This window comes from Clostridium sp. CTA-6, from assembly GCF_054768115.1.
Genome location: NZ_BAAAAU010000010.1, coordinates 13,561 through 39,921, shown reverse-complemented (window position 1 = coordinate 39,921; position 26,361 = coordinate 13,561). Strand labels below are relative to the sequence as shown.

The following is a 26,361-nucleotide window of genomic DNA, read 5'->3' as shown; positions in this document are numbered from 1 at the left end:
AAATTACTATAATTAAAAAGTATGTGGATAGTTTTTAATTATAATAATTTTTTCACAACTAAAATAAACATAAATAAGAAGATAGTTTTATTAATATATAAAATTTAAAGAATATAAAAATGAATTTATATATATATAATAGTATACTATATAATAAAAATGAGGAAATTTGAGAGGAGGGAATAAGGATATAATTATCCTTATAAATATATGAGTAATTTGTATGAAAAGTATAAAAATGCTAGAGTTCATGCCCCTAATTTCCCAATGACTATTGAATGGATAGGTGCCAAAAAGACAAATTTGGATAAACTAAAAAATAGAGTTATAGTTTTAGATTTTTGGACTTTTTGTTGTATAAATTGCATACATGTAATAGAGGATCTAAAATATTTAGAAGAAAAATATAAGAATAAGTTACAGGTTATAGGAGTACATTCTCCTAAATTTAAATATGAAAAAAACAGTAAAGCTATATTAAATGCTATGAAAAAATATGGAATAAGTCATCCGGTAGTGAATGATAAAAATAAAAGTATATGGGATAGTTATACAGTAAATGCATGGCCAACATTTGTATTAATAGATCCAGAAGGATATGCCTTTGCTATGGTATCAGGAGAAGGTAATAGAGAATTATTGGATCAAATAATAGGTGACACAATAGAATACTTTGATAATATACATTGGTCAGAAGAAAACATAGTTTTGCAAAAGAAATGTGAAAAAGAAGAATATATATATCCATCAAAAATATCTATAAATGAAAATGGATTAATAGCCTTTTCAGAAAAAGGTAGGAATAGAATAGTAATATTAGATCAAAACTTAGAAAAAATAAAAACAATAGGTAGTAGTGAATATGGATTAAAGGATGGAGATTTTAAAGAAGCTCAATTTAAAGCTCCAGAAGGGCTAAGATTTATAGAAAATAAGATCTATGTTGCAGACACTGAAAACCATTCCATAAGAGAATGTGATTTAGAAAAGGAAATGGTTAAAACTATAGCAGGTAATGGACAAAAGGAATATAGTCCTATGGCAAAGGGAGATGCTTTGAATGTAAGTTTAAATTCTCCTTGGGATTTAGAAATATTAGAAGACTGTATATATATAGCTATGGCAGGAAATCATCAAATTTGGAAATATAATATGAAAGATAAAAGTATAGAAAGTCATATAGGTACAGGAGGAGAAAACATAAGAGATGGAAGCTTTGATAAATGTTTATTAGCGCAGACATCAGCTCTATGTTACGATGGAAAAAAAAGACTATACTTTGTAGATTCAGAAACCAGTTCTATAAGATATGCAGATTTAGAAGAACATAAAGTTCATACACTTATAGGAAAAGGATTGTTTTATTTTGGAAGCAAAGTAGGAAGTTTTGAAAATACCATGCTTCAGCATCCTTTAGACTTAAAATATAAAGACAATGTATTATATATAGCGGACACATATAACAATAGAATAATAAAAGCAGATATTTTAAATGAAAAAGTAGAAATAATAAAAAAAGGATTAAATGAGCCAAATGGAATAGCTATATATGAAGATAGTATATATATGTGTAATACAAATAATGGCAAAATTGAAAAAATAAACATGAAATAAGGAAAGTGCATAGCACTTTCCTTAAAGTTCGTAATAGGAATTTTTAAGAAGAAGGGCATCCTTTTCAAGTATTGGACTTTCACATATTATACAACCATTGATATTAAAATCTTTAAAAGCTTTAAGGCAAGCAATATAGTTAAAGTCGCTTTCCTCAAAAGGAAGATGGTTTCTTTCACCTTTTTCACTATAATGTATTCCAGAAAGATGGATATGCATATCATCTAAAGCAGATCTTCCTAGATTTTTTTCTACATAACTTAATATATTATAAAAATCCTTATAGGTTTTTAAACCACCATTAGACCTAGCATGTATATGAGAAAAGTCTATACATAATTTGCAAGTGGCAACTTCTTTACATAGGGCTACATTTTCTTCTAAAGAACCAAATTGAGTTCCTTTCCCAGTGGTTTCCAATCTATAATCTACTCCTAAATCTGGTAATTTTTTTAAGTTTTCTAAAATAGTTTTAAAAGTTTCTTCTTTGGAGTCCTTAAGATAAAATCCAGGATGAAATATTAAACTTCTTCCCTGAACTTTTTTTAAGCCCTCAGCACCTTTTATTATTCTTTCCAATGATTTTTCTTGCTTTTCTATTTCATCTGCGTTTAGATTTATAAAATAGGAACCATGGGCAGATAAATAAAAATTACTATTATTTTTTTCCTCTAATATGCCTTCTTTGTTTTTATCTGTAACATTAACAGATCTTACAAAGGGTAATTCCATGGCATCTAAGCCTATATTGTTTAAATATGTTATACCAGATTTATAATTAAATTTAGTAGTTCCATCACCTATGGGTAGGCCGGATATTCCAAAAAGTAATCTGTCCATAAATAAAACCTCCATTGCGTTAATTTAATATACATATTATTATGAAAAATATAATTTAAAACTAATTTGATAATGATTATTATATAATATTTATAAGAGTATGTAAAATCAGAATTAAAATTGAGATAAATAAAATGAATACAAAAGTATTAACCGTAATGGTATAATTAGCAAGGAAGAGGTGTGTGGCTTGAAGAAAAAGTGGATGTTAAGAAGAAGTAAATTGAATATAAAAGATATAGCCCATAAGTCAGGTATAAGTGAAACTTTATGTACTATATTAGTTAATAGAGAAATATATAATTTAGAAGATATAGAGAGTTTTTTGAATCCTTCTTTAAAAAAACTATATAATCCTTTATTAATGAAAGATATGGACAAAGGTACAGAAATAATAAAAAAGGCAATAATAGATAAAAAGAAAATAGCCATTTATGGAGATTATGATGCAGATGGTGTTACTAGTACCGTAATATTATATACTGCTTTAAAGGAATGCGAAGCTAATGTGACTTATTACATACCAGATAGAGAAACAGAAGGATACGGTATGTGTACAGACAGAGTTGAAAAATTAAAAGAAGAGGGTGTAGAGGTTATAATTACCTGTGATAATGGTATAGCTGCATTAGAGCAAGTGGAACGAGCAAAAGAGTTAGGTATGACAGTGGTAATTACAGACCATCATGAATTACCTTTTATAGAAAACGAAAATGGTGAAAGAGAATATGTAGTACCAAAAGCAGATGCTATCATAAATCCAAAACAAAAGGATTGTTATTATCCCTTTAAAATGCTTTGTGGAGCAGGCATAGCTTTTAAATTTTCAAAACTTTTATATGAAAAACTAAATATGAATCCTAATAAATATAAAGAATTATTAGAATTTGCAGCTATAGGAACCATATGTGATGTAGTAGATTTAAAGGATGAAAATAGAATAATAGCTAAATTGGGATTAAAAAACATAAATAATACAAATAACCTAGGGCTAAGAGCACTTATAAAAGAGACTTCATTAAATGGAAAAAATATAACTTCTTATAATGTAGGATTTATAATAGGGCCTTGTATAAATGCTACAGGAAGATTAGATACAGCGGCTCTTTCCGTGGAGTTATTTTTGACCAAAGATATAAAAAGAGCAGAGGAACTAGCAAAAGAGTTAAGAAACTTAAATGCCGAGAGACAAGAAATAACTATGGAAGGTGTAGAGGAAATAACATATACCATAGAAAATTCATCATTAAAGAATGATAAAGTATTAGTTATTTATAAAGAAGATATACACGAAAGTATAGCAGGTATAGTATCAGGAAGAATAAAGGATGCATATAATCGCCCAACAATAGTTTTAACTAAAGGAAAAGAAATGCCTAAAGGATCTGGAAGATCTATAGATGGATACAATCTTTTTGAAGAACTTATGAAATGCAAGGAATACATATATAAATTTGGTGGCCATCCAATGGCTGCAGGCCTTACTATAGAAGAAAAAAACATAGATAAAATAAGAGAAGAATTAAACAAAAATTGCAATTTAAAAGATGAAGATTTTATACCTAAAATAAGAATAGATAAAAGACTACCTTTAAAAGAAGTAAACTTAGAGTTAATAGATAGCTTACAGTGTTTAGAACCTTTTGGTAAAGGAAATAGTTCACCAATACTAGCAGAAAAAAATATAAAGATAGAAGGAATAAGAATACTAGGCAAAGATCAAAACACATTAAAATTAACTTGTAGAATAGAAGATACAAATAGAAGAATAGATGCAATAGCCTTTGGAAAAGTGGATGAATTTAAAAGAGATTTAGAAAATATATATGGAGATGAAAGTATAGAAAATATTATAACTAACCCACTTATGGCAGGTTTAAAATTAGATTTAATATACTATCCAATGATTAATGAATACAACGGAAATGTGTACACCCAATTAAGAATAATAGACTACAGAATAAATAGATAAAATAAGGAAAGTGCGACGTATTTTCCTTAAAGAACAGAGTATAGATAATAGAGAACAGATATGGATGATTTTTCTCCGCTTTGCTACGTAAAATGTAAAATTATATTTTCTTTTTTTATAAAAAAGATTTAAGACCTCAAAAAAAATTTCGATAGAAAATTAATGCGTAGCATGGCCAAAGATTGAACTTTTCATAATCTTTATACGAATCTAAATTGCATTCAAAACTATTTGCGTTAGCAAACAAATTTAATATATAAAGCCACTAATTTCAGCTAGTTTTTATATAAACTTAATGTAATCAGTGGCTTTTATATATTTTTTTAGTTATACTCCTCTAATGAAGAAAATTTTTAATATTACTCTATATAAAATTCTTATAAATGTTTAGCTACAAAACTTCTGACTAAGCCGATAATTGTAAATCAAGCTTCTGCTTAATTCTTTGCATAAGTAAGCACCCATGTAAAAATTATAGGTTTGGGATATTTACTTAAATTTTTTATATTAATCTAAATATTAATTGCTATAGAAAGCCTGCGGACGCGCTATCACTTTTCTTAAAATATCTATATATGAAATGAAAATTTAATTTTATAATATTTAAACTACTTAATAATTTTAGTAAAAATATTTAAATTAAAGATTTTGTGTAGAGGCGCGGAACAAAATCATCTACAGCTGTTCTCTGTTCATTATACTCTGTACTCTACATAAGAAAAGTGAGTGGCACTTTCCTTAGAAGTTGACTAAGGGCGTAGAAAAAGAGTAAACTATATAAAGTGATATATAATAATAGGGGGGAAATATGGGACCAATAGGAAGTGTTTTTTTGGAAGATAAAAATACAATAAAAAGTATAATGAATAGCATTCCTTATTCATGTTATATTGTAAACGATAAATATGAATTGCTTTATGTAAATAGTATAGCTCTAAAGTTAAGCAAAGAACTAAAAAGAAAATCTAGTTCTAAGCTACGGCCTGGAGAAGAAAAAACATTGATGGATTGTTTAGATGAATACGAAATAAATTTTATCGATGGTGAACCTGTTACAGAAAAAAACTTTCCTGTTTTTATAGCTCTTAAAGAACAAAAGAAGATAAAAGAAGTTTCATTAATATTTACAAAAAACAATTGTGAAAAGGTATGTTTTAGTTTAACTGTAATACCTATAAATTTAGAAGGAACCAAAAAGGGAGCTTTAGTAAATTTAATGGATATTAGTCAAGAGCACACCTATAAAGAAACCATAGAAAAAGATAAGGAAGAAATTTTAAATATTTCAGAACAAATAAAAAATAAGAGTGAAATTATAGACATATTAAGAAAAAAAGAATTGGATTACATAAAATATCTTAATAATGTAATTAATAATGTATCTGAAGGAATATTGGTTTTTGATAAGCATTCAAAATTAATTTTATGGAATAAAGCTATTGAACAAATAGGTGGAATGAAAATTAAAAAAATATTGGGCATTAAAGAAATAATTAATGAGTATGATATATACATACTAGATAATCATAAAAATATGAAATATAAAATTAAAAAAGTAAATCCAGATTATAATAGTAGTGTAAAAGACCTATTATTGAAATTGGTAAAAAAAGATAGTAATGAGATTAAGTATATAGAATATAATAGTAATCCTATTATAGATGAAAATAATGAGATACTATATACTATATCAAGTATAAAGAATGTTACAGATTTAATAGAAAGTCAAATAATATCTGAAGAAAGAGCAGAATTTATAAAATATGTAGTAGATTGTATAGAGCTACCATTAGCAGTATTAGATTATCCTGATTTAACATATAAATTAGTTAACGAAAGATATGAGGAATTAGTAGAACGATTATATACTAAAAAAATAAAGGGTAATTTACTTGGAAATACAGTGGAAGATGTTTTTAGAAAAGAAGAATTTAAAGAGCAGTTAGAAGTATTACAGAAAATGAAAGAGGGAACTATTAAAGAGTATACATTTTCACCTGAAAAATTTGTTCTACAGTCAGGAGAAGAAAGATTCTTTAAAGTAAAATATATTTATCATGAAACTAAAAATAAAAAAAGAGTTCATATACATGGTTCTGATGTAACAGAAGAATTTAAAAATAATTTGGAACTAGAAAAGGTAAATAAGCTTAAAGATGAGTTTTTTACTATAATATCTCATGAATTAAGAACTCCGTTGACCATAATATATTCTTCCCTACAATTAGCTTATGATATTTATTCAAAGGATATAAACCCAAGTATCGATAAGATTTTAAAAAGAATAAATCAAAATACAGCTAGACTTTTAAAACTTATAAATAATATACTAGATATATCAAAAGCAGAAGCGGGATTTTTAGCTTTAAATAATGAATATTTTGATGTAGTATGGGAAACAGAAAATATAGTTAATTCAATAACAAATTATGCTAATTCTAAAAATATAAATTTAATATTTGATACTACAAAAGAAGAAGAAAAGGTTTGGATTGATAAAGATAAATATGAAAGAATATTATTAAATTTATTATCTAATGCTGTAAAATTTACACCAGAAAACAAATCTATATATGTTACTCTTAAAATATATAAAAATAATTTTAAATTAATAGTAAAGGATGAAGGGGCAGGAATACCTAAAGAAAAAATAGATTGCATTTTTAATAGATTTGCCCAAGTGAATAGTTCATTATCAAGAAATGCAGAAGGAACAGGTATAGGACTTTCATTAGTTAAGAAAATTGTGGATCTTATGGGTGGAGAAATAAAAGTAAATAGTACTCTAGGAAAGGGAACTACATTTACTGTTAAAATAAATAAAAATATGGATAAATGTTATGAAAAGATAGAGAAAACTGTTATACACAATGATATTTCTAAAAAAATACATATAGAGTTTTCAGATATAAACTAGAAAATATATAAAGCCCTATTTAGGTAAATAAAATTTACAATTAAATAGGGCTTTTATTATTAATCTATAATAGAGTTTTAAAGAAATATTGTGAATTTTATATCATTATTCGTTTAAAATTTATATGGATTAAAAGATTCATCTGAATTAAGTTTTACTTTATTAGAAAAATTTTTAGGATTATTAAAATTTGTAGAACCTATTTCCATATCTTTTGAGCTTTCTATTCTAAATCTATTTAAAGCTTCTTTTACTTCTGGCACTAAATTTTTTGTCATTATTAGCACCTCCTAATATAATATAGAATATTTAAATATATAGAATTAATAATATATTAACCAATAATAATTTATATATATTATAATATTAAAGGTAAAAAATATAAATTATACATAGAATGAAAAAGTATTTAAAAAAATAATATTTATAGTATTATTAATAATGAACTTCATATGTGTATAATAAATATGATGAAAAACCTTAGAAGTTTTGGATTAAGTGCATATTTTTTTCTTTTGAATAAACTTTATTAAAAGTAACAATAATTTTACAAAAAAATAAAAACTAGATTATATACATAATGAATTAAAGAAAGGGGATATAATTTTGAAAAAGATTATAATGACAGGTGGAGGAACAGCAGGCCATGTTACACCAAATTTAGCTTTAGTTCCAGAATTGAAGAAATTAGGATATGAAATTAAGTATATAGGGAGCATAGAAGGAATAGAAAGAAAAATTATAAAAAAAGAGGGTATAGAATACTTCCCTATTTCTAGTGGAAAATTAAGAAGATATTTTGACTTAAAAAATTTCTCTGATCCATTTAAAGTGTTAAAGGGAGTGTTTCAAGCAAAAAAAATAATTAAAAGAGAAAAACCAGATATAATTTTTTCTAAGGGAGGATTTGTAACTGTACCAGTGGTTATAGCAGCTCATTTAAATAAAATACCAGTTATAGCTCATGAGTCAGATATAACTCCTGGTCTTGCAAATAAATTAGCTACTCCTTATTGTACAAAAGTATGCGTTACTTTCCCGGAGTCAATAAAACATATAAAAGGAGACAAAGCTGTATTAACAGGTACACCTATAAGAAAAGAATTGTTAGAAGGAAGCAAAGTTAAAGGCATAGAATTATGTGGATTTAAAGATGATAAACCTATTCTTTTAATAATTGGAGGAAGTTTAGGTTCAAAAATTATAAACGAAATAGTCAGAAAAAATTTGGATGATATACTTTTAAAATTCAATATAATACACATTTGTGGAAAGTCTAACTTAGATGAAAATTTAGAAAATAGAAAGGGATATGCGCAATTTGAGTATGTAAATGAAGAATTACCTGATTTAATGAAAGCGTCAGACTTGGTAATATCAAGAGCTGGAGCAAATGTAATATATGAACTGTTAGCGCTTAAAAAGCCAAATCTTTTAATACCCTTATCTAAAAAATCTAGTAGAGGAGACCAAATTTTAAATGCAGGTTCCTTCGAAAAAAGTGGATATAGTTTAGTTTTAAAGGAGGAGGAGCTATCAGATAAAACTTTAATGGAAAAGTTAAGTTACTTGTATGAAAACAGAAATGTATATATAAATAATATGTCCAAAAGTAAAATGGATAATGGCGTTAAAAATATAACAGAATTGATAAAAAAATATACAAAATAAACATATGATATTAAAATTAAAGTTAAATTAAATTAATCCTGCATAGTTTAATAAATTCAAAAAAATATATATATTAAGTTAAATTATAGAATAATAATTCTATAAAATTATTAAATGTTAATGTATATATATTATTTTTTTATTTTAATGTTAAATGGGAAGATCTTTAAAAATATACCATTGAATTTATTTATTTAAGTATTATAATAAAAATAAGCAACAAATTTTTGAAGCTTATAAAAAACCTTATAAATAAGCCTTTAAAAATTTGTTTCTTAGTCATCTGCTTTATGGTCTTACCAGTACTGGTAAGAACGTAGTAAGACAAAATATATACAATTTTATAATAAAATTTATATGTTTTTAATTCTGTATATGCTGGAATAAAAATGTATTAGTGCTATAATGTGCTTTGTAGGAAAGCTATGAATTTTTCGCAATTTAAAATGATTTTTATGCTTTAAAGTGTTATTTTATGCATAAACACTGAAAAGGATTTTACAGATAAAAATTTTTGGTGTATATTAATAATGGGCTTTGAAGAAAAAGGTCAAATTTTACAAATGTTAATTATTTTGCGGATTTATTCCGTAAATTTTATATAAATTAAAGGGAAAGAAGGGAATTTTCTATGAGAAGAATGAAAACTATGGATGGTAATACTGCTGCAGCATATATATCATATGCATTTACAGACGTAGCAGCTATTTATCCAATAACACCTTCATCACCAATGGCAGAACACGTTGATGAATGGGTAGCTCAAGGAAAGAAAAATATATTTGGACAACCAGTAAAAGTTATGGAAATGCAATCTGAAGCTGGTGCAGCAGGTGCTGTTCACGGTTCTCTACAAGCAGGTGCATTAACAACAACTTATACAGCATCTCAAGGTTTATTACTTATGATCCCTAATATGTACAAAATCGCTGGAGAACTTTTACCAGGAGTATTCCACGTAAGTGCAAGAGCATTAGCAGCCAATTCTCTAAACATATTTGGAGACCATCAAGATGTTATGGCAGCTAGACAAACAGGACTAGCTCTATTAGCTGAAAGCAGTGTACAACAAGTTATGGATTTATCAGCAGTTGCACATTTATCAGCTATAGAAGGAAGAGTACCTTTCATAAACTTCTTTGATGGATTTAGAACATCTCATGAAATTCAAAAAGTAGAAGTTTTAGAATATGATGAATTAGAAAATTTAGTTGATATGGATGGGGTAAAAGCTTTCAGAAGAAGAGCTTTAAATCCAGATCACCCAGTTATAAGAGGTACAGCTCAAAACCCTGATATTTATTTCCAAGAAAGAGAAGTATCTAACAACTACTATGAAAGACTTCCTGAAATAGTTGAAAAATACATGGGAGAAATCTCAAAATTAACAGGAAGAGAATATCACCTATTCAACTACTATGGTGCAGAAGATGCAGAAAGATTAATAATAGCTATGGGATCAGCATGTGATACTATAGAAGAAGTTGTTGATTACTTAATGGCTAAAGGAGAAAAAGTTGGTTTATTAACAGTACATTTATATAGACCATTCTCATTAGAACACTTCTTTAAATATATACCAAAAACAGTTAAAAACATTGCTGTTTTAGATAGAACTAAAGAACCAGGCGCTTTAGCAGAACCATTATACTTAGACGTTAAAAATGCGTTCTACGGAAAAGAATGGCAACCAACAATAGTTGGAGGAAGATACGGATTAGGTTCAAAAGAAGTTTATCCATCACACATATTAAGTGTATATGAAAACTTAAAGAAAGATGAACCAAAAGATGGATTTACTATAGGTATAGTTGATGATGTTACAAATACATCATTAGAAGAAGCAGAAGCTATCAACACAACTCCAGCTGGAACTACAGCATGTAAGTTCTGGGGATTAGGTTCAGATGGTACTGTTGGAGCTAACAAGAGTGCTATAAAAATCATAGGTGACCATACAGATATGTATGCACAAGGATACTTTGCATATGATTCTAAAAAATCTGGTGGTATAACAATTTCTCACTTAAGATTTGGTAAATCACCTATACAATCACCATACCTAATAAACCAAGCTGACTTTGTAGCTTGTCACAATCAATCTTATGTATATAAATACAATGTATTAGAAGGATTGAAAAAAGGTGGTAGATTCTTATTAAATACTATCTGGACTCCAGAAGAAGTAGAAACACATTTACCAGCTTCAATGAAAAAATACATTGCTGAAAATGATATAGAATTCTATACATTAAACGCTGTTAAAATAGCACAAGAAATAGGATTAGGCGGAAGAATCAACATGATTTGTCAGGCTGCTTTCTTTAAGATTGCAAACATTATATCAGTAGAAGATGCAGTTAAATACTTAAAAGATGCCGTTGTAACTAACTACGGTAAAAAAGGTCAAAAAATCATTGATATGAATAACGCTGCTATAGACAAAGGTGTTAATGCTATAGTTAAAATAGAAGTTCCAGCTTCATGGAAAGATGCTAAATGCGAAGGTGCATGTGAAGTTAAAGAAAATCCAGAATTTATCAAAAATATTGTTGAACCAATGAACAGACAAGAAGGAGATAAACTTCCTGTAAGTGCATTCAAAGGAATGGAAGATGGTACATTCCCATCAGGAACAGCTGCTTACGAAAAAAGAGGAATTGCTATAAATGTTCCAGAATGGCAATTAGATAAATGTATTCAATGTAACCAATGTTCATATGTTTGTCCACATGCGGTTATAAGACCAGTACTTTTATCTGATGAAGAAGTTAAAAATGCTCCAGAAGGATTCAAATCAAAACCAGCTGTAGGAGCAAAAGGATTAAACTTCACAATGGCTATAAGCCCATATGATTGTACAGGATGCGGAAACTGTGCAGATGTATGTCCAGCTAAAGAAAAAGCATTAATAATGAAACCATTTGATACTCAAATTGAACAAGATAAGAATTGGGAATATGCAATTAAAGTATCTCCAAAATCTAACCCAATGAAGAAAAATTCAGTTAAAGGTAGCCAATTTGAACAACCATTATTAGAGTTCTCAGGTGCCTGTGCAGGTTGTGGAGAAACTCCATATGCTAAACTTGTAACTCAATTATTCGGAGATAGAATGATGATAGCTAATGCTACAGGTTGTTCATCAATTTGGGGAGCATCAGCACCATCAACTCCATATACTACAAACCATAAAGGATACGGTCCAGCTTGGGCTAACTCATTATTCGAAGATAATGCTGAATTTGGAATGGGTATGTATCTTGGAGTAAAACAAATAAGAGATAAAGTTACAGAAGATGTAAAAGCTGTATTAGGATTTAAATCAGCAGAAGAACTTCAAAGCTGTGCAATAGGAACAGAAGATTGTTCAGAGAAAGATATGACAGGAACAGTTATATCAGGAGAATTAAGAGCTGCTCTAGAAGATTGGTTAGACAATAAAGATCTAGGAGAAGCTACTAGAGAAAGAGCAGACAAAGTTATAGAATTAGTAGGAAAAGAAAAAGGAAGCGACAAATTCCTAAATGAAATCTATGAAAACAAAGATTTCTTAGTTAAGAGATCACACTGGATATTCGGTGGAGATGGTTGGGCTTATGACATCGGATATGGTGGAGTAGACCACGTACTTGCTTCAGGAGAAGACGTAAATATCCTTGTATTTGATACAGAAGTTTACTCAAACACAGGTGGTCAATCTTCAAAAGCAACACCAACTGCAGCTATAGCTAAGTTTGCAGCATCTGGTAAAAAGACTAAGAAAAAAGACTTAGGTGCAATGGCTATGACTTATGGTTATGTTTACGTAGCACAAATCGCTATGGGAGCAGACAAAAACCAAACATTAAAAGCAATAGCTGAAGCTGAAGCATATCCAGGTCCATCATTAATAATAGCTTATGCTCCATGCATAAACCATGGATTAAAAGCAGGAATGGGCTGTAGCCAATTAGAAGAAAAGAAAGCTGTTGATTGTGGATATTGGGGATTATACAGATTCAACCCAGAATTAAAAGAAGCAGGAAAGAATCCATTCTCATTAGATTCAAAAGAACCAACAGCAAACTTCAAAGACTTCTTAATGGGAGAAGTAAGATATGCATCACTTGCTAAACAATTCCCAGAAGATGCTGAAGCATTATTTGCGAAAACAGAACAAGATGCTAAAGAAAGATTAGAAAACTACAAAAAATTAGCTGAACAATAATAAAAAGAGCCGCAAGGCTCTTTTTTATTAAGTATAAAGAGCGATATTACTTTAAAATTTATAGCTATATTACAAAAAACTAGCATGAGTGTAAGTTCAATACAAACAATAAGTTTTTTTAATTTCCTATTTAATATAGTATTAATGATTTTAGCTATAATTATTTGTGTAAAATTAATAGAAAACAGGCAAATATTTATAAAGTTCAAATAGCATATAAAAAAAGAAAATACATAAAATAAAGCTATAACTTCTTCTGAAGGGAGATGAAAGTTATGGGAAGAAAAATGAAAAAAAGAAGAGTAGAAAAAACAGTAAACAACATGTTAGATAACGTAGAAAAGGGTTTTAAAAAAATTGCTAAAGAAATGAACAAAAAATAAATAAAAAATTAAATACTACAAAAAGTAAATAAAAATATTTCATTACCAAGTAAATAGTTAATATCAATTATTTACTTGGTATATTTTTATCATAAAATATTTTTTGAATTTATAAATATACAAAGAAAATGATAATGATTATTAAATAATTTTATGAAAAAGCAAAAAAACCCTTTTAAAAAACTCTGTTTAAGGGTACAATTAGAACATAGGAAAAAAGGAGGTGAAGATCCTGGTAATATTATCAGGAGATTTTATGAAAGATGAAAAAATAAATAGTTGCGGTTGCGGTTGTGGCTGCGAAGAAGAAATAGAAAAAGATACTTGCGGTTGCGGTGAAGTAGAAGAAAACTGCGGTTGTGGTTGTGGTGATAACCATGAAGAGCATCATCATGAACATTGCGGTTGTGGCTGCGAAGATGAAGAATGCGGTGAAACAATTCTTGTGGATTTACAAGATGAAAACGGAAATGCTGTTACTTGTGAAGTAATAGAAGAATTTGAATATAAAGATAATGTATATGCATTAGTACAAAACCCAGAAAATAATTCAGTATACTTATTTAGAGAAGAAGGTCAAGGGGACGAAGTTGAACTTGTTAACCCAGATGAAAAAGAATTTGAAGAAGTAACTGCTTACTACGAAAATTTACAATAGTATTATAAAAAGAGTCTCTGATTTGTCAGGGGCTCTTTTAGTTTAATAGGAAATATTAGGATTAAAAAGTTTAGTATAAATAAAAAAGTGAATATATTATAAAAAATCACAAAATATATAGTATAATATAAGAATACAACTTATAGAAGAGGTGGTATTTTGGAAAAATTGGCAATATTTGATGTAGATTATACACTTACCAAAAAAGAAACACTTATACAATTTTATAAATTTATGCTTAAAAAGAAACCTTCTCTTATATTTCATGCTCCTAAAATAGTTATATCTGGGCTTTTGTATGCTCTAAAAATATTTCAAGCAGGAAAAGCTAAAGAAATATTTATAGGATTTATAGATGGTATCACAGAGGATGAAATGCAAAGTTATGTAAAAGAATTCTATGATAAAAAATTAAGCAAAATATTATACAAAGATGCTATAGATACTATGAGAAAATTGAAAAGTGAAGGCTATAAAGTATACCTTATATCTGCTTCTGCAGAATTTTATTTAAAAGAACTTTATAATATAAAAGAAGTAGATAAAGTAATAGGAACTATATTTACATTAAAAGAAGGGTCATATAAGAGAAAAATAATAGGAGAAAACTGTAAAGGTGAAGAAAAGGTAAGAAGGCTTATGGAAGTTTTAAAAGAAGAGAATATAGAAGTAGATTTTAAGGAATCCTATATGTTTTCAGATTCCTTAGCAGATTTACCTTTATTTAAATTAGTAGGAAAGCCGTATCTTATAAATGCGAAAAAGAAGTACAATAATATAGAAGTACTTAATTGGAAGTAGAGTAAAATTTAATTCATATTGAATTTACTAACTGTAAGTTTAAATTGAAACTAATTTAAGCATTTATAATATTAATACACAATATAAGAATTGTGATGTTTACAGTAAATGGGGGGATATGTTAATGGAATGTTTTAACGAATTTTTTATAGAAAATGAGAAAATAAAAGAAAGAGGTTCATTTGAGGAAAGTTTCCTTAAAGAGGGAAAATCTCTATATGAAGTTATAAGGATAATAGATGGAGCGCCTTTATTTTTAAAAAGCCATTTAGAAAGATTTTATAACTCTGCAAAATTAGAAGGACTAAATTTATGGTTAGATGAAGAAGAAATAAAAGAAAATATAAATAGACTTATAGAAATAAATAAAGTATCTATAGGCAATATAAAACTAGTATTTAATTTTAATAAGGGAAAGAATAATAACTTTTTATGCTATTTTTTAAAACATAATTATCCAGAGGACATAGAGTATAAAAGGGGAGTAAAAACTATACTTTATCATGGAGAGAGAGAGAATCCAAATGCAAAGGTTATAAATATGGATTTTAGAAAAATTGTAGGAGAAAAGATAAAGGAAGAGAAAGCTTATGAAGCAATACTAGTAGACAGAAATGGATACATAACAGAGGGTAGTAAATCTAACATATTTATGATAAAAGATGGTAAAGTAATAACAGCACCTATAGAAAAGGTATTACCAGGAATAACAAGACAAAATATAATAGATGTATGTAAAAATCTAAATTTGAAGGTTGGAGAAGAAAAAGTACATTATAAAGAAATATACAAATTAGAGGGATTATTTATATCAGGTACATCACCAAAGGTTTTACCAATAAAATCTGTAGATGAAATAGAATTTAAATCTTCAGAGAATAAATTGATACTAAGTATTATGGAAGGCTATAATAAAGCCATAGAGGAAGATGTAAAAGGTTATAAAAATAAAGAATAACTACTTTAAAAATCAAATCAATATTGTGGTGTGATTTTATAAGGTAGATAGCGTAGCAGGATTTGTTAATACATTGACAAAATATTGGATAAAAAATATAATTTTATATTATGATATAAAAATCAGTTCATTTCTAAAGACTTTGTAATAGAAAAATTAATAAATTTTATAATTATAACATAGAGGTAGGAGTAGAAGATTTAATATTATGTTAAATATAAGTTTGGAAAGAAAAAGGTTTGGAGTGTTAAGATTTGGAGAACTATACAGTAAAAAAGGTTCTTAATAATAATGTAATAATAGCTAATTGGCAAGAAGAGGATGCAATATTAGTCGGGAAAGGTATAGGATTTAATTCTAAAAAAGGAGAAACTCTTTCTAAGGATAAAATAGAAAAAGTATATATAAAGACCACCTCAAAAATGTCAGAAAACTATAATAAAGTTTTAGATAATATAGATAATAGAATAGTAGGTATTTCCGAAGAAATAATAAATTTTTCAGAAAAGGCTTTAAATACAAAATTAAATGAAGGAGTTCATATTTCTTTGCCAGACCATATAAATTTTGCATTAAGAAGAATAGAAAAGGGGATAAATATAGAAAACCCTTTTTTAGAAGAACTAGGCATAATTTATCCAAAGGAATATGAAATAGCTATGAAGGCTCTTAATATGATAAATGATAGATTAAAGGTTAACCTTCCAAAGGATGAAGCGGGATTTATATGTCTTCATATAAGAGCAGGTATTACAAAGCAGCAGGTTTCAGAATCCCTAGCCTATACTAAAAAGATAAGCAAAGTAATGGAACTTATATCTAAATTAAAAGGAAAGCCTTTAGATAAAAATTCTCTTTCTTATGTAAGAACTTTGACTCATTTAAATTTTATGATAGAAAGAGTTAAAGAAAATAAAACTATAAAAAATGAGCTATTAGATAGTATAAAAGAAGAAATGAAAAGTGAGTTTGGTATTGCCATTAAAGTAGCCATGCTTATAGAAAAATTATTTGAAATAAAAATACCAGAGGACGAAATAGGATATATCGCATTACATTTAAAAAGGATAGGGCAATATTAAGGTATATTAAATATATAAACTAAAGAACCTTGCTTTTGCAAGGTTTTTAAAGTATAAGCTAGCTTAAAGGTGGTGTGTAAAATTGAAAAATATTTTAACTGTTCTTCAGAGGGTAGGAAAATCTTTAATGTTACCTGTATCCGTATTACCTGCAGCAGCTCTACTTTTAAGATTAGGGTATCCAGATCTTTTAAATAATATATATATGTTAAAAGCGGGAGATGCTATATTTAGTAATCTTCCATTAATATTTGCTATAGGAGTGGCTATAGGCCTTTCAGAGGGGGAAGGAATAGCAGCTTTAGCTGCTATAGTAGGGCAATTAATATTGCAAGGCATATTGGATGTTGGAAGTTCAAAGGCTGCTAAAGAAGCGGCTATAAAAATAGCTGCCCAAAGAAATATGACATTAGAAAATTTTATGAATAGTAAATTTTATGATGATATATTAAGAAGTACCAATATAGATTTAGGTGTTTTTGGTGGAATAATAATAGGAATTATAGCTGCAATTATATACAATAAGTATAAAAACATAAAGCTACCAAGTACCATAGGCTTTTTTGGAGGAAAACGTTTTGTGCTCATTCTTACAGCTATAATTTCCTTCATGTTTGGAATGATTAATGTGGCAATATGGCCAGAAGTACAAAAAAATATTGATACTTTTGCTAGATTTGCAAGCACATCTCCTTTAGGGCCAGGTTTTTATGCAGCAGGAAAAAGACTTTTAATTCCACTGGGACTTCACCATATATACTATCCACCTTTTTTATATCAATTTGGTAGTTATGTAGATCCTAGTGGAATTAAATATTTTGGGGATTTCTCAAGGTATTTTCATGGAGATCCTACAGCAGGAGTTTTTATGGCTTCAGAGTTTCCTATATTAATGTTTGGCCTTCCAGGAGCAGCTATAGCTATGATTTGTGCTGCAGAAAAAAACAATAGAAAGAAAGTTCTTAGCATAATGTTGTCTGCAGCTTTAGTGTCTTTTTTTACAGGGATTACAGAGCCTATAGAATTTGCTTTTATATTTGTAGCTCCTATACTTTTTATTTTTCATGTTTTAGCAGCATTTACATCAGGTATAGTAACTAGTATTTTTAATATAAGACTTGGATATACTTTTTCAGCCTCCTTTATAGATTATATTTTAGGATATAAATTTTCAGGTAATGGGTTGTTAATATTTCCCATAGGTATTTTTTATTTTTTATTATATTTTATAGTTTTTTACTATTTAATAGTAAAAAAGGATATAAAAACTCTAGGTAGAGAAGGTACAGTACTGAAGGAGAATAAAGAAATAAAAAGTAATGAAAAAGCAGCTTTAATATTAGAAGCTCTAGGAAGAGAAAAAAATATAACAAATTTAGATTGTTGTATAACCAGGCTTAGGGTAGCTTTAAAGGACGAAAAAAAATTAGATAGGGTGTATTTAGAAAAAATAAATTTATTAGGTATAGTACAGACAGGAAAGGTAGTACAGATAATATTAGGTACAGAAGCAGAAAATATAAAATATAGTATAGAACAAATAATTAAAAAAGGAATGAATCCAAAGGAAATAATAGAATATGAAAGATCATTAAAATTAATGAATCCTATGGAAGGAGAAATAGTTTTATTAGAACAGGTACCAGATGAGGTTTTTTCAGAAAAACTATTAGGAGATGGATTTGCTATAAAGCCCTATAGAAATAAGGTATATTCCCCTATTGACGGAACTATAAAATTTTTATTTCCTAGTAATCATGCCTTAGCTATAGAAACTAAAGAAGGTTTAGAGATTTTAATACATATAGGTATAGATACTGTAAAACTTAATGGGGAAGGATTTAAAGTTTATATAAAAGAAAAAGAAAAGGTTAAAAAGGGGCAACTTTTAGTAAGCTATGATAAAGAATTTTTAGAGGGGAAAGTTAAAAGCTTAATATCACCTATAGTAATAACGAATTTAAAAGAAGATTCAGAAATAAAAATAGAATATGGTTATAAAAAAGAAAAAGAAATAGTAGCCTATATTAAGAATTAATATGAAAATTGTTAAAATTATAATAATTATTTTATAATTAGTCTCTACATTATTTATTAAGAATTACGAAAATAATAAAAGAGTATGTTTAATTTATTAAGTATGATATTTCCTTTGTAAATAATTGAAATAAATTGTAATAAATTATTATATGATATAAAATATAGTTATATATATCTATATTTAGAATTTATATATTCCTCAAAATAGGGGGCGGGATAATATAATTTAAGGGGGATTAATATGAAAAAGACAATTTATAGTTGCTCTACATTAGATAAATGTATAAATAAGGCTTGTAAAGAATTAGGAGTAAAAGAAGAGGAATTAAATTATGAAATTATAGAAGAGAAACAAGGCTTTTTCATGAAAAAGACCACAATATTAGTTAATGCAGAAGAAAAATTAATGAACATGAAAGAAGATAAAGTTAGTATAGAAGATAGTGTAGAAGAAAATATAGAACATAATGATGAAAAAATAGAAATAGAAAAGGAGTCAATAGCTAAAGAAAGTATAGCAGCTAATGATGGAAAAGTAAAAATAGTAAAAAACCAAGTAATAGTTACAAATCCTAAAGAGGGTGGAAAACCAGCAGCTATAGCTCCAGGAGATAATATAACAATACTAGTAGATGGAGACAGAATAAAATCTAGAAAAGAAGTCTTTGAAGAAAATAAAATAGAAGTTATTTTTGAAGAAGTTAAGGCTCATAGAGAGTTAAATGTTAAAACGGATCAAAATAATATGGAAGCTTATATTTCAGTAATATATAAGCCAGAAATAAAGTATGGATCGAAAGATATAGAAGATAAAAATTATTTAATACTAAATTCTTGTAAAATAGAAGAAAAAGATCCTCCTTATTATACTGAAGAAGAAATTATAGAAGCTTTGAAAAAGATGGGCATAGTTTATGGAATAGTAAAAGAAAATCTAGAGCAGTGTACAAAAAATAACTGTATAGAATTGTTAATAGCTAAAGGAAAGGAAACTATTAACGAAGAGGATGAAAGTATAGAGATTAAATTTACAACAGATAATCAAGAATTAAAATTAACAGAGGATAAAACAGGAAATGTAGACTTTAAAAGTATAGGTTCCATAGAATCTGTGAAGCCAGGAGAAGTATTAGCTGTAAGAAAAAAAGGTAAAGAGGGACAAGATGGAATCGATATAAAAGGTATAGTAAAAAAACATAAACAAGGAAAGAAAATTATATTAAAACCAGGTCAAGGAACAGTTTTAAGGGATGAAGATACCATAGAAGCTGCTATGGAAGGAAAGCCCTGCGTAAAATCCAATATATTTTATGTATATCAAGTCCATGAAGTTAAAAGTGATGTGGATATAAGTACAGGGAATATAACATTTGTAGGGGATGTAGTAGTGCAAGGTTCTGTAAAGGAAGGTATGAAAGTAGAAGCAGGAAACTCTGTAGAAATAAAAAAACACGTAGAGAGATCAGAAATAATTTCAAAAAGTAATTTGAATATAGATGGCAATATAATAAACTCTGATATATACGGTGGTGGAGAAGATACTTTAAAGGTAATGGTGTTAAATAAATTAGAAAAATTAAAGGATACTCTTACAGAACTAATTTCTGCTGTAGAAGAAATAAAAAGATTTAATTTACTTGGAGAAGGTAAAAAAGACGGAGAAATAATAAAGATTTTAATAGAGAATAAGTTTAGAAGTTTGACCAAAATATGTATAGCTATAATGGCTAATATAAATATGTGTAGAAGTGATGACGAAGAAGATGAATTAGTAGGAATTATAAGGAAAAAATTAATAGGATTAGGTCCTGTTCATATAAAAAATTACAGAGAATTAGAGCAAATAGTAAATCTTATAGAAGAAAAAATGAAAATGTGTAAGGACGGATTATCACTGCCTGTTAATGTTAATATTAGTTATTGTCAAGATTCTAAAATACAAAGTACAGGAGATATTTATATAACGGGTAAAGGTGAATATATATCAAAATTAACAAGCAATAATAATGTTTACTTTACTAAAGATGGTAGTGTAGCAAGAGGTGGGCACATAACAGCTAAAAATGAAATAAGGTGTAAAGAGGTAGGAAGTGAAGCAGGAGTTATTACTAAACTACAAATTTTACAAAAGGGAGATATATATGTAGATGTAGCCTATCAAAATACAGTATTTATTATAGGTGATAGAGAATATTTATTGGAAACACCAAGTAAAGATATACATGCTTATTTAGATAAAAAAGGAGAGATTACCGTAGAAAAGTTTGTATTATAGGAGGTTAATTTAGTAATGGATATAAGTGAAGCTAAAGTATTAATATTTAAAATAAATGGAGAATACTATGCCGCAGATATCATGGAAATAGAAAGAATACTAGGTTATGAAGAACCTACAAATTTACCGGATGCACCAAGTTTTGTTCAAGGAGTTATAAACTATCAGGGTAAAATATTACCTGTAGTTTCTCTTTCTAGAAAATTTAATTTAAAAGAAGAAGAAATTAAAAATGAAGCTAAAATAATAGTAGTTAAAGAGGAAGAAAATAAATTAGGTATAATAGTTGATGTGGTTTCAGAGGTTAAAGACGTAAAATTAGATAATATAGAACAGCCACCAGAAATTGTAGCAGGTATATCCAAAAGATATATAAAAGGATTAATAAAAATAGAAAATAAAATAATAATATTTTTAAATTTATCAACTATACTAACAGAAGAAGAAAAATCAATGATATAGTTGAGGGAGTAATTATATGGATATAAAAGAGATAAAAGTGGGTATTGCAGATTTAAATGTAGGTAAAAATCCTGACAAGATAATAACAGTAGGACTAGGCTCATGTATAGGAATAGCATTATATGATGGAATAAAATGTGTAGGAGGGCTTTCACATATAATGCTACCAGATAGCACTCAATTTAGTAAGGTTACAAACCCCATGAAGTTTGCAGATTTAGCTATACCTATATTAGTAGAAAAAATGGAAAAATTGGGAGCAAGAAAAAATGGATTAAAGGCTAAAATATGTGGCGGAGCATCTATGTTTAATTTTTCGGATAAAAGTATGGTAATGGATATAGGAAATAGAAATGGAAAAGCAGTAAAGGAAAAATTAAAGGAACTATCTATACCGTTGCTTGCAGAAGATATAGGTGGAAACAAAGGAAGAACTATGATATTTGATACCTCTACAGGAAAAGTATATATAAAAACTGTAGGCTTAGGAACTAAAGAAATATAGATAAGTTATTGGAGTGATTCATTTGAATAAAATTAAAGTTTTAGTAGTAGATGACTCGGCTTTAATGAGAAAAATAGTATCAGATATGATAAATGAAGAAAATGATTTAGAAGTAATAGATACAGCTAGAAATGGAGAAGATCTCTTAGAAAAATTAAAAAAGATAAAGCCAGATGTAATAACTTTAGATGTAGAAATGCCTAAAATGGATGGAATAGAAGCTTTAATAAATATTAAAAGGCTTTACAGGGAGATACCAGTTATTATGCTTAGCAGTTTATCTAAAAAAGGTGCAGGGTTAACTATGGATTGTCTTCAAAAGGGAGCCTTTGATTTTGTGCCTAAGCCATCAGGGGCTATATCATTAGATATAAATAAAGTAAGAGAAGAGTTAGTAGAAAAAATAAGAGCAGCTACCAATGTTATAAAAAATAATTACACTTCAGATATTTTAAAAACAGACGAAAAAATTAATGTTAAAAAAGTGGAAGAAAAAAAATACCCTATAAAAAATACTATTTCTTCAAAACAAATAGAAGCTGTGGTTATAGGAGCCTCAACAGGAGGTCCTAAAGCATTATACTCTGTGATAACAGCTTTCCCAGAAAGAATAGGTGTGCCAGTATTTGTAGTTCAACATATGCCAAAGGGATTTACAAAAGCTTTTTCAGAAAGATTAAATGCTAATAGTAAATTAAAAGTTGTAGAAGGGCAAGATGGACAAACTGTAGAGAAGGATACTGTCTATGTAGCTCCAGGAGGATTCCATATGGAGGTAGGAAAGGACAGAAAAATACATCTAAACATAGAACCAACCCTGTGGGGAGTAAGGCCAGCTGTAGATAAGTTATTTAAATCAGCATCTGAAGTTTATGGCAGCAACTTAATAAGTGTTGTATTAACTGGTATGGGAAGAGATGGAGCAGATGGAACAGCTTATATAAAAGATAGAGGTGGCATAACCATATCAGAAGATGAATCTACCTGTACTATATATGGTATGCCAAAAGCAACTTACGAAACAGGAAAGGTGGATTTTGTAGTACCACTTTATAATGTTACAGATACAATACTGAAAAATATTTAATTTTGGAGGTAATTATGGATTTAGAGTATTTCGAGGAGTGGGTATTAAAGGATTTTGGAATAAATTTAAAAGCCTATAAACAAAATCAGCTTCAAAGAAGAATATTAAGTTTGATGTCAAGGGTTGGCGTAAATTCAGTAGAAGAATATATTAACTTATTAAAGAAAGATAAGGACCAAAGGATAAAATTTCTAGATTTTATTACTATAAATGTATCTGAGTTTTTTAGAAATCCAGAAATATTTGATGAATTGGAGAAAAAAATAAAAGTAGAGCTTTTAAATAATACATCAGGGTCCCTAAAAATTTGGAGTGCAGCCTGTTCAATAGGGGCAGAACCCTATTCTTTATCTATAATAATGGATGAAATATCACCTAATAAAAAACATAAAATAATAGCTACAGATTTAGATATGACCATATTACAAAGGGCTAAAGAAGGTATATATGCACAGGCAGAAATTAAAAATGTAAAAAAAGAAAGACTCGAAAAATACTTCACAAAAGAGGTAGAAAAATATAAAATAAAATCATCTATTAAAAATGTAGTTACATTTAAAAAACATGATTTAATATTAGATAATTATGAAAAAGATTTTGATCTTATAGTTTGCAGAAATGTGGTTATATACTTTAATCAAGACATAAAGGACAATATATATAAGAAATTTTCAGAGTCACTAAAAAAAGGGGGCTTACTTTTTGTAGGAGCTACAGAAAGTATTTATAATTATAAAGATTATGGTTTTGAAAAGGTGTCTACATTTATATATAGAAAAATATAAGGGGGAAATAACATGGATACATCACAATACATGTCAATGTTCCTAGAAGAATCTATGGACAATTTACAAACATTAAATGACTCCTTACTTCAATTAGAACAAGAGCCAGATGATATAGATAAACTAAATGAAATATTTAGAGTTGCCCATACCATAAAGGGAATGGCAGCTACTATGGGCTTTAATGAGATGGCAGAGCTAACTCATAAAATGGAAGACGTACTTTCTAATTTTAGAGAAGGAGATTTAAAAGTAACACAGAATGTAGTTACTGTACTTTTTAAATGTCTAGATACTCTAGAACAAATGGTAAATAATATATCAGAAGAAGTAGACGAAAAAGTTCCAATAGACCACATAATAGAAGAACTAGAAAAGGCAGCAAAGGGAGATATAAGTTCAGAAGATCAAAAGGAAGAGTCTATAGAAACTATAGAGGAAAATAGAAGTGAAGGAAATTCTACTATACCACTAAATGAGTATGATTTAAATGTTATAAAACAAGCAGAAGATAAAGGATTTAATGCTTATGAGATAAAAATAATATTAAGTGAAAATACTTTATTAAAATCTGCAAGAGCTTTTTTAATATTTAAAAACTTAGAAGAGTATGGTGAAATAATAAAATCTTTACCTATAGCAGAAGATATAGAAAATGAAAATTTTGATTTCGAAATAGATTTAATATATTTAACTACTAAAGGTAAAGAGGAAATTTATGATATTTTGGCAAATATATCTGAAGTAGATAATGTTATGGTCGATAATGTAGATGTACAGTTAAAAAGGGAAGAAAAAATAGAAAGTAAAGAAGTAAAAGAAAAAGTAAAAGAGCAAATAAATAATATAGATACAAAAAAACCGGAGGAAGAAAATACAGATAAAGAAACTAAAGTAGAAGAAACTAAACCAAAGTCTAATAAAAGGGTAGCGAAACCAAAGGATAATAATCATAAAAAAGCTCACCAATCCGTAAGAGTAGATCTAGAAAGACTAGATAAATTTATGAATATGGTTTCAGAGCTTGTAATTCACAGAACTAGATTAGAACAAATAAGTACTAATCACAAGCTGACAGATTTAAATGAAACTTTGGAGCAAGTAGCAAGAACTACCTCTGACTTACAAGATTTGGTTATGAAAATAAGAATGCTTCCTTTAGACATAGTATTTAACAGATTCCCAAGAATGGTTAGAGACCTTTCTGTAGAATTAGATAAAGAAATGGAACTTATAGTACAGGGGGCAGACACAGAATTAGATAGAACAGTAATAGACGAAATTGGAGAACCTCTAATCCATTTAATAAGAAATGCAGCAGACCATGGTGTAGAACCGAGGGAGGAAAGAGTAAAAAAAGGCAAAGATCCTATAGGTAAGATAAGATTAATAGCTTATCAAGAAGGAACAAAAGCTGTTATAAAAGTAGAAGACGATGGTGGCGGTGTACCTGTTGACAAAGTAAAAGCTAAAGCAGAAAGAATAGGTATAAATACCGAGGGAATGTCAGATAATGATATAAGAAATTTAATATTTGCTCAAGGATTTAGTACTAATGAAAAAGTAACAGACATATCTGGTAGAGGGGTAGGTATGGATGTAGTAAAAACTAAAATCACTGCATTAGGTGGTACTGTAGATCTTATAAGCGAAGAAGGAAAGGGCTCCTCTTTTATAATAAGACTTCCGTTGACGCTACAAATAATACAAGCTCTTTTAGTTGAAGTTGGAAGTGAAACTATGGCTATATCCTTAGGCTATATAGATAGAGTAATAGATTATGAAAAAGATATAGTAAAGAAAACTAATAATAAAGAAGTTATAATATATAGAGGTAATGTAATACCATTTGTTAGAGTAAATGAAAAACTAGGACTTAAAGAATCAGAAAATGATAAAAAATATATAGTAATAGTTAAATCTGGTGAAAAAACTGTAGGACTTTTAGTAGATGGTCTTTTAGGTCAAAAGGAGATAGTTATAAAACCATTTGGTAAAACACTACAAGGACTAAAAGAATATATAGGAGCAACCATATTAGGAGATGGACTTGTAACATTAATCTTAGACGTGGCAGCTTTAGTATGATAAAATCATAGGA

Annotated in this window: 18 protein-coding genes; 16 read left to right on the top strand and 2 right to left on the bottom strand. The window is 28.0% G+C overall.

Going from position 1 to position 26,361, the window contains the following annotated elements:
• The first annotated feature begins 210 nt into the window (after positions 1-210).
• Positions 211-1,614, top strand: coding sequence for a thioredoxin-like domain-containing protein (locus ACYUDJ_RS15830; RefSeq protein ID WP_003484318.1), 1,404 nt, complete (start codon positions 211-213; stop codon positions 1,612-1,614).
• A 21-nt stretch (positions 1,615-1,635) separates the two neighbouring features.
• Here ACYUDJ_RS15830 and ACYUDJ_RS15825 read toward each other — a convergent pair whose 3' ends face one another.
• Positions 1,636-2,454, bottom strand: coding sequence for a TIM barrel protein (locus ACYUDJ_RS15825; RefSeq protein WP_042384514.1), 819 nt, complete (start codon positions 2,452-2,454; stop codon positions 1,636-1,638).
• Positions 2,455-2,644: 190 nt separating this feature from the next.
• Between ACYUDJ_RS15825 and recJ the strand changes: the two genes are divergently transcribed.
• Positions 2,645-4,426 (top strand): single-stranded-DNA-specific exonuclease RecJ, encoded by a 1,782-nt coding sequence (gene recJ / locus ACYUDJ_RS15820; RefSeq protein WP_043032216.1) that lies wholly within the window; start codon positions 2,645-2,647, stop codon positions 4,424-4,426.
• Positions 4,427-5,234: 808 nt separating this feature from the next.
• On the top strand, positions 5,235-7,343 hold the full coding sequence (locus ACYUDJ_RS15815) for an ATP-binding protein (protein WP_043032215.1): 2,109 nt from the start codon (positions 5,235-5,237) through the stop codon (positions 7,341-7,343).
• Positions 7,344-7,456: 113 nt separating this feature from the next.
• Here the strand turns inward: ACYUDJ_RS15815 and ACYUDJ_RS15810 are convergent, their stop codons facing one another.
• On the bottom strand, positions 7,457-7,621 hold the full coding sequence (locus ACYUDJ_RS15810) for a hypothetical protein (protein ID WP_003484322.1): 165 nt from the start codon (positions 7,619-7,621) through the stop codon (positions 7,457-7,459).
• 328 nt (positions 7,622-7,949) lie between these two features.
• Between ACYUDJ_RS15810 and ACYUDJ_RS15805 the strand changes: the two genes are divergently transcribed.
• From ACYUDJ_RS15805 to ACYUDJ_RS15745, 13 genes are all read left to right on the top strand, one after another.
• The gene (locus ACYUDJ_RS15805) at positions 7,950-9,014 is read left to right on the top strand and encodes an undecaprenyldiphospho-muramoylpentapeptide beta-N-acetylglucosaminyltransferase (RefSeq protein WP_042384517.1); all 1,065 of its coding nucleotides are present in this window, start codon (positions 7,950-7,952) and stop codon (positions 9,012-9,014) included.
• Positions 9,015-9,645: 631 nt separating this feature from the next.
• The gene (gene nifJ / locus ACYUDJ_RS15800) at positions 9,646-13,224 is read left to right on the top strand and encodes a pyruvate:ferredoxin (flavodoxin) oxidoreductase (RefSeq protein ID WP_043032214.1); all 3,579 of its coding nucleotides are present in this window, start codon (positions 9,646-9,648) and stop codon (positions 13,222-13,224) included.
• Between the two features lie 639 nt (positions 13,225-13,863).
• The gene (locus ACYUDJ_RS15795) at positions 13,864-14,265 is read left to right on the top strand and encodes a DUF1292 domain-containing protein (protein ID WP_003484330.1); all 402 of its coding nucleotides are present in this window, start codon (positions 13,864-13,866) and stop codon (positions 14,263-14,265) included.
• 159 nt (positions 14,266-14,424) lie between these two features.
• Positions 14,425-15,066 (top strand): HAD-IB family hydrolase, encoded by a 642-nt coding sequence (locus ACYUDJ_RS15790; protein ID WP_043032213.1) that lies wholly within the window; start codon positions 14,425-14,427, stop codon positions 15,064-15,066.
• A gap of 124 nt (positions 15,067-15,190) precedes the next feature.
• Entirely contained in the window at positions 15,191-16,024 is an 834-nt protein-coding gene (locus ACYUDJ_RS15785) for an aminotransferase class IV (protein ID WP_003484334.1), read from the top strand.
• Positions 16,025-16,278: 254 nt separating this feature from the next.
• Positions 16,279-17,106 (top strand): PRD domain-containing protein, encoded by an 828-nt coding sequence (locus ACYUDJ_RS15780; RefSeq protein ID WP_003484336.1) that lies wholly within the window; start codon positions 16,279-16,281, stop codon positions 17,104-17,106.
• Positions 17,107-17,188: 82 nt separating this feature from the next.
• Entirely contained in the window at positions 17,189-19,144 is a 1,956-nt protein-coding gene (locus tag ACYUDJ_RS15775; RefSeq protein ID WP_460289663.1) for a glucose PTS transporter subunit IIA, read from the top strand.
• Positions 19,145-19,387: 243 nt separating this feature from the next.
• Positions 19,388-21,421 (top strand): flagellar assembly protein A, encoded by a 2,034-nt coding sequence (locus tag ACYUDJ_RS15770; RefSeq protein ID WP_003484339.1) that lies wholly within the window; start codon positions 19,388-19,390, stop codon positions 21,419-21,421.
• 15 nt (positions 21,422-21,436) lie between these two features.
• On the top strand, positions 21,437-21,883 hold the full coding sequence (locus ACYUDJ_RS15765) for a chemotaxis protein CheW (RefSeq protein WP_003484341.1): 447 nt from the start codon (positions 21,437-21,439) through the stop codon (positions 21,881-21,883).
• 16 nt (positions 21,884-21,899) lie between these two features.
• Complete coding sequence (locus ACYUDJ_RS15760; protein ID WP_003484344.1) at positions 21,900-22,388, top strand: chemoreceptor glutamine deamidase CheD; 489 nt, start codon at positions 21,900-21,902, stop codon at positions 22,386-22,388.
• 22 nt (positions 22,389-22,410) lie between these two features.
• Positions 22,411-23,475 (top strand): protein-glutamate methylesterase/protein-glutamine glutaminase, encoded by a 1,065-nt coding sequence (locus tag ACYUDJ_RS15755; RefSeq protein ID WP_042384520.1) that lies wholly within the window; start codon positions 22,411-22,413, stop codon positions 23,473-23,475.
• Between the two features lie 14 nt (positions 23,476-23,489).
• Positions 23,490-24,260, top strand: coding sequence for a CheR family methyltransferase (locus tag ACYUDJ_RS15750; RefSeq protein WP_043032211.1), 771 nt, complete (start codon positions 23,490-23,492; stop codon positions 24,258-24,260).
• 12 nt (positions 24,261-24,272) lie between these two features.
• Positions 24,273-26,348, top strand: a complete 2,076-nt coding sequence (locus tag ACYUDJ_RS15745) for a chemotaxis protein CheA (protein ID WP_043032210.1) — start codon at positions 24,273-24,275, stop codon at positions 26,346-26,348.
• Positions 26,349-26,361 lie beyond the last annotated feature (13 nt).

Bases quoted from the DNA above. Each gene is read 5' to 3' on its own strand.
- ACYUDJ_RS15830 (WP_003484318.1), top strand. From the start codon at position 211: ATGAGTAATTTGTATGAAAAGTATAAAAATGCTAGAGTTCATGCCCCT.
- ACYUDJ_RS15825 (WP_042384514.1), bottom strand. From the start codon at position 2,454: ATGGACAGATTACTTTTTGGAATATCCGGCCTACCCATAGGTGATGGA.
- ACYUDJ_RS15815 (WP_043032215.1), top strand. From the start codon at position 5,235: ATGGGACCAATAGGAAGTGTTTTTTTGGAAGATAAAAATACAATAAAA.
- ACYUDJ_RS15810 (WP_003484322.1), bottom strand. From the start codon at position 7,621: ATGACAAAAAATTTAGTGCCAGAAGTAAAAGAAGCTTTAAATAGATTT.
- nifJ (WP_043032214.1), top strand. From the start codon at position 9,646: ATGAGAAGAATGAAAACTATGGATGGTAATACTGCTGCAGCATATATA.
- ACYUDJ_RS15795 (WP_003484330.1), top strand. From the start codon at position 13,864: ATGAAAGATGAAAAAATAAATAGTTGCGGTTGCGGTTGTGGCTGCGAA.
- ACYUDJ_RS15785 (WP_003484334.1), top strand. From the start codon at position 15,191: ATGGAATGTTTTAACGAATTTTTTATAGAAAATGAGAAAATAAAAGAA.
- ACYUDJ_RS15770 (WP_003484339.1), top strand. From the start codon at position 19,388: ATGAAAAAGACAATTTATAGTTGCTCTACATTAGATAAATGTATAAAT.
- ACYUDJ_RS15765 (WP_003484341.1), top strand. From the start codon at position 21,437: ATGGATATAAGTGAAGCTAAAGTATTAATATTTAAAATAAATGGAGAA.
- ACYUDJ_RS15760 (WP_003484344.1), top strand. From the start codon at position 21,900: ATGGATATAAAAGAGATAAAAGTGGGTATTGCAGATTTAAATGTAGGT.
- ACYUDJ_RS15750 (WP_043032211.1), top strand. From the start codon at position 23,490: ATGGATTTAGAGTATTTCGAGGAGTGGGTATTAAAGGATTTTGGAATA.
- ACYUDJ_RS15745 (WP_043032210.1), top strand. From the start codon at position 24,273: ATGGATACATCACAATACATGTCAATGTTCCTAGAAGAATCTATGGAC.